This window comes from Arthrobacter sp. CAL618 (assembly GCF_000468215.1).
Taxonomy (GTDB): domain Bacteria; phylum Actinomycetota; class Actinomycetes; order Actinomycetales; family Micrococcaceae; genus Arthrobacter_D.
This window is the reverse complement of the sequence record NZ_ASZW01000006.1, coordinates 1-4,629: the sequence shown is the minus strand read 5'-3', so window position 1 is coordinate 4,629 and position 4,629 is coordinate 1. Positions and strand designations below refer to the sequence as shown.

The window sequence follows — 4,629 nt, the reverse complement described above, 5'->3', positions numbered from 1 at the left end:
GCAGCGGGGCCTTACCTTAGTCACCCGTGAAGAGTTACTTCAGGATCTTGGTAACGCGTCCTGAGCCTACGGTGCGGCCGCCTTCGCGGATAGCGAAGCCGAGGCCTTCTTCCATAGCGATTGGCTGGATGAGCGCAACGGTCATCTCAGTGTTGTCGCCAGGCATAACCATTTCAGTACCCTCGGGGAGAGTAATGACACCGGTGACGTCAGTTGTACGGAAGTAGAACTGAGGGCGGTAGTTGGAGTAGAACGGGTTGTGACGCCCGCCTTCGTCCTTTGCCAGGATGTAGACGTTGGCATCGAAATCGGTGTGCGGGGTGATTGAACCCGGCTTGACGATAACCTGGCCACGCTCAACATCTTCGCGCTTGATTCCGCGGAGCAGGAGACCACAGTTCTCGCCTGCCCATGCTTCGTCGAGCTGCTTGTGGAACATCTCGATACCGGTAACCGTGGTCTTCTGGACCGGACGGATGCCGACGATCTCGATTTCCGAGTTGATCTTCAGGGTTCCACGCTCGGCGCGGCCCGTTACAACGGTGCCACGGCCGGTGATGGTGAAGACGTCTTCAACAGGCATCAGGAACGGCTTGTCCTTGTCGCGGACTGGGTCCGGAACGCTGTTGTCGACTGCGTCCATCAGGTCCTCAACGGACTTGACCCACTCGGGGTCGCCCTCGAGTGCCTTCAGGCCGGAGACGCGCACCACTGGTGCCTCGTCGCCGTCGAAGCCCTGCGCGCTGAGAAGCTCGCGGACCTCCATCTCGACGAGGTCAAGCAGTTCCTCGTCGTCGACCATGTCGGACTTGTTCAGCGCGACCAGCAGGTAGGGAACGCCAACCTGGCGGGCAAGCAGAACGTGCTCGCGGGTCTGAGCCATCGGGCCGTCGGTCGCAGCAACCACGAGGATTGCTCCGTCCATCTGTGCGGCGCCGGTGATCATGTTCTTGATGTAGTCAGCGTGGCCGGGAGCGTCTACGTGTGCGTAGTGGCGCTTCTCGGTCTGGTACTCAACATGCGAGATGTTGATGGTGATGCCGCGCTGCTTCTCCTCGGGGGCCGAGTCGATGGACGCGAAGTCGCGTGCCTCGTTGAGATTGGGGTACTTGTCGTACAGCACCTTGGAAATGGCAGCCGTCAACGTCGTCTTTCCATGGTCAACGTGACCGATGGTTCCGATGTTAACGTGCGGCTTAGTCCGCTCGAACTTTGCCTTCGCCACGGGTTCCTCCTAGAACGTTTTGAGAAGATTTGCTTCCCAGCCGCGCTGTTCGCGGCTGAAACTGTTGCAAGTCTACTGGGGGCTTTTACTTTGATGAAATTACTGCATGCTGCAGGAGCCGGGTGGCTCCTGCAGCTGGTCTGCGGAAAGGTTATTCGCCGCGGGTCTTTTGGATGATCTCGTCGGCAACTGCCTTCGGAACTTCCGAGTAGCTGTCGAACTTCATCGAGTACACCGCGCGGCCCTGGGTCTTCGACCGCAGGTCACCGATGTATCCGAACATCCCCGACAGGGGCACCATGGCCTTGATGACCTTGACACCGCTGGCGTCCTCCATGGACTGCATCTGGCCACGACGCGAGTTGAGGTCACCGATAACTTCACCCATGTATTCCTCAGGGGTGCGGACTTCAACTTCCATCAATGGTTCGAGCAGGACAGGGTTAGCCATCCGTGCCGCTTCCTTGAACGCCATCCGGCCAGCGATCTTGAACGCCATTTCAGACGAGTCAACATCGTGGTATGCGCCGTCGAGCAGCACAGCCTTGATGCCGACGACCGGGTAACCGGCCAAGACACCGTCGTTGAGGGCATCCTGGATGCCCGCGTCGACGCTGGGGATGTATTCGCGAGGGATACGCCCACCGGTGACTTTGTTGTCGAACGCGTACAGGACGCCGTCTTCAACTTCCATCGGCTCGATGGCGATCTGGATCTTCGCGAACTGACCCGATCCACCCGTCTGCTTCTTGTGGGTGTAATCGTGCTTGGCCACGGCGCGCTTGATGGTCTCGCGGTAAGCAACCTGGGGCTTGCCCACGTTGGCTTCGACGCGGAACTCGCGGCGCATGCGGTCCACAAGGATGTCCAGGTGGAGCTCGCCCATACCAGCGATGATCGTCTGGCCAGTGTCAACATTGAGGGAAACCTGGAAAGTCGGGTCCTCAGCGGAGAGCTTCTGGATAGCCGTGGACAGCTTCTCCTGGTCACCCTTGGTCTTCGGTTCAATAGCAACCGAGATCACGGGGTCAGGGAAGCTCATCGACTCGAGCACGATCTGGTTGGCACTGTCCGACAGTGTGTCGCCGGTGGTGGTGTCCTTCAGACCGATGGCTGCGTAGATGTGACCTGCAAGGGCTTCCTCAACCGGGATTTCCTTGTTGGCGTGCATCTGGAACAGCTTGCCGATGCGCTCCTTCTTGTTCTTCGTGGAGTTGGTCACCTGCGTGCCAGCAGAAATCTGACCGGAATACACGCGGATGAACGTCAGCTGTCCGAAGAACGGGTGGGTAGCGACCTTGAACGCCAGAGCCGAGAACGGCTCTTCGGTGCTCGGCTTGCGAGTCAACTCGATTTCCTCGTCCCGGGGATCGTGACCGATCATCGGGGGAACATCCAGTGGGTTCGGCAGGTAATCGACGACAGCGTCAAGCATCGGCTGAACGCCGCGGTTCTTGAACGCTGAGCCACACAGGACCGGGTAGATCTCCGAAGCAATGGTGAGCTTACGGATTCCGGCTTTGATCTCGGCAACGGAAGGCTCTTCGCCGGCGAGGTACTTCTCCATGAGCTCATCGTCAGCTTCGGCAACGGCTTCGAGCAGACGCGCCCGGTAGTCGTTAGCCTTCTCCACGAGGTCAGCCGGGATCTCTTCGATCTCGTACTTTGCGCCCATGGTGACGTCACCCTTGGAGTCGCCGCGCCAGGTCAGCGCGCGCATTTCCACGAGGTCGATGACGCCTTCGAAGTCGTTCTCCGCACCGATGGGCAGCTGGATGACCAGCGGCTTGGCGCCGAGACGGCTGATGATGGTGTCAACGGTGAAGTAGAAGTCAGCGCCGAGCTTGTCCATCTTGTTGACGAAGCAGATACGGGGAACTTCGTACTTGTCGGCCTGGCGCCAAACTGTTTCGGACTGCGGTTCTACGCCTTCCTTGCCGTCGAACACTGCCACTGCACCGTCGAGGACGCGCAGTGAGCGCTCAACCTCGACCGTGAAGTCGACGTGGCCGGGGGTGTCGATGATGTTGATCTGGTTGTTGTTCCAGAAGCAAGTCACGGCGGCGCTCGTGATGGTGATGCCGCGTTCCTTTTCCTGTTCCATCCAGTCAGTCGTGGAGGCGCCGTCGTGCGTCTCGCCGATCTTGTGGTTTACACCCGTGTAGAACAGGATGCGCTCGGTAGTAGTGGTCTTGCCGGCATCGATGTGGGCCATGATGCCGATATTGCGGACCTTGTTGAGGTCGGTAAGCACATCCTGTGCCACGGTGTCTCCCTTATTCTTGGGTTTCTAGAAGTCGGAGTCTGGTTACCAGCGGTAGTGTGCGAAGGCCTTGTTCGACTCGGCCATCTTGTGCGTGTCCTCGCGGCGCTTCACAGCTGCTCCGAGACCGTTCGAGGCATCCAGAATCTCGTTCATCAGACGCTCGGTCATGGTCTTCTCGCGGCGTGCCTTCGAGTAACCAACGAGCCACCGCAGGGCAAGAGCCATGGAGCGGCCTGGCTTGACCTCGACGGGTACCTGGTAGGTCGCGCCGCCGACTCGGCGGGAGCGAACCTCGAGGGAAGGCTTGACGTTGTCCATCGCCTTCTTGAGTGCTGCGACGGGGTCGCCACCACTCTTGGCACGGGCACCCTCAAGTGCGCCGTATACAATGCGTTCTGCTGTGGACTTTTTGCCGTCAACGAGCACCTTATTGATCAGCTGAGTGACCAGGGGTGAACCGTAAACGGGATCTACAACGAGCGGCCGCTTCGGGGCCGGGCCCTTACGTGGCATTACTTCTTCTCCATCTTCGCGCCGTAGCGGCTGCGAGCCTGCTTGCGGTTCTTGACACCCTGGGTATCAAGCGCACCACGGACGATCTTGTAGCGGACACCGGGCAGATCCTTCACACGACCACCGCGCACCAGCACGATGGAGTGTTCCTGAAGGTTGTGACCGACACCTGGGATGTAAGCGGTAACTTCGATGCCGCCGTTGAGGCGCACGCGGGCAACCTTACGGAGCGCCGAGTTCGGCTTCTTGGGGGTGGTCGTGTAAACGCGGGTGCAAACGCCGCGCTTCATGGGGCTGCCCTTCAGTGCGGGCGCCTTGGTCTTGACGACCTTAGGTGTCCGGCCCTTACGGACCAGCTGGTTAATAGTAGGCACTTCTGCGTTCTCCGTAATGTCTAGAGATAGTGGCTGTCGTTTGCGCCCAACCCACACATGTAAGCCGTCGCGACTTGACCGTAGGCGTGCGAAAATGTGGCATTCGTTGTACAAGTTCCCTACAACGCGGAGATACGTCCGTCAGGACGCCGATCCTCTGCCACACAAACAATTACCACTACTCTACCAGAGATCGCTTGCCGGCCAGACGCGCCCGGGAATCCAGGACTTCCCCCTTCCGCTCCCCCGGG

The 4,629-nt window shown here is 59.5% G+C and carries 4 protein-coding genes; all 4 read right to left on the bottom strand.

Annotated elements, in window-relative coordinates:
- Positions 1–34: 34 nt before the first annotated feature.
- Entirely contained in the window at positions 35–1,225 is a 1,191-nt protein-coding gene (tuf, locus tag K728_RS0100135) for an elongation factor Tu (RefSeq protein WP_024475450.1), read from the bottom strand.
- A gap of 151 nt (positions 1,226–1,376) precedes the next feature.
- Entirely contained in the window at positions 1,377–3,491 is a 2,115-nt protein-coding gene (fusA, locus tag K728_RS0100130) for an elongation factor G (RefSeq protein WP_019481490.1), read from the bottom strand.
- A 42-nt stretch (positions 3,492–3,533) separates the two neighbouring features.
- Positions 3,534–4,004 (bottom strand): 30S ribosomal protein S7, encoded by a 471-nt coding sequence (gene rpsG / locus K728_RS0100125; RefSeq protein WP_019481489.1) that lies wholly within the window; start codon positions 4,002–4,004, stop codon positions 3,534–3,536.
- Positions 4,004–4,378 carry a 30S ribosomal protein S12 gene (gene rpsL / locus K728_RS0100120; RefSeq protein ID WP_019481488.1) on the bottom strand — a complete coding sequence of 125 codons (375 nt, stop codon included), beginning with the start codon at positions 4,376–4,378 and terminating at the stop codon, positions 4,004–4,006. The genes rpsG and rpsL overlap by 1 nt, the downstream gene beginning before the upstream one ends.
- Positions 4,379–4,629 lie beyond the last annotated feature (251 nt).

Bases quoted from the DNA above. Each gene is read 5' to 3' on its own strand.
- rpsG (WP_019481489.1), bottom strand. From the start codon at position 4,004: ATGCCACGTAAGGGCCCGGCCCCGAAGCGGCCGCTCGTTGTAGATCCC.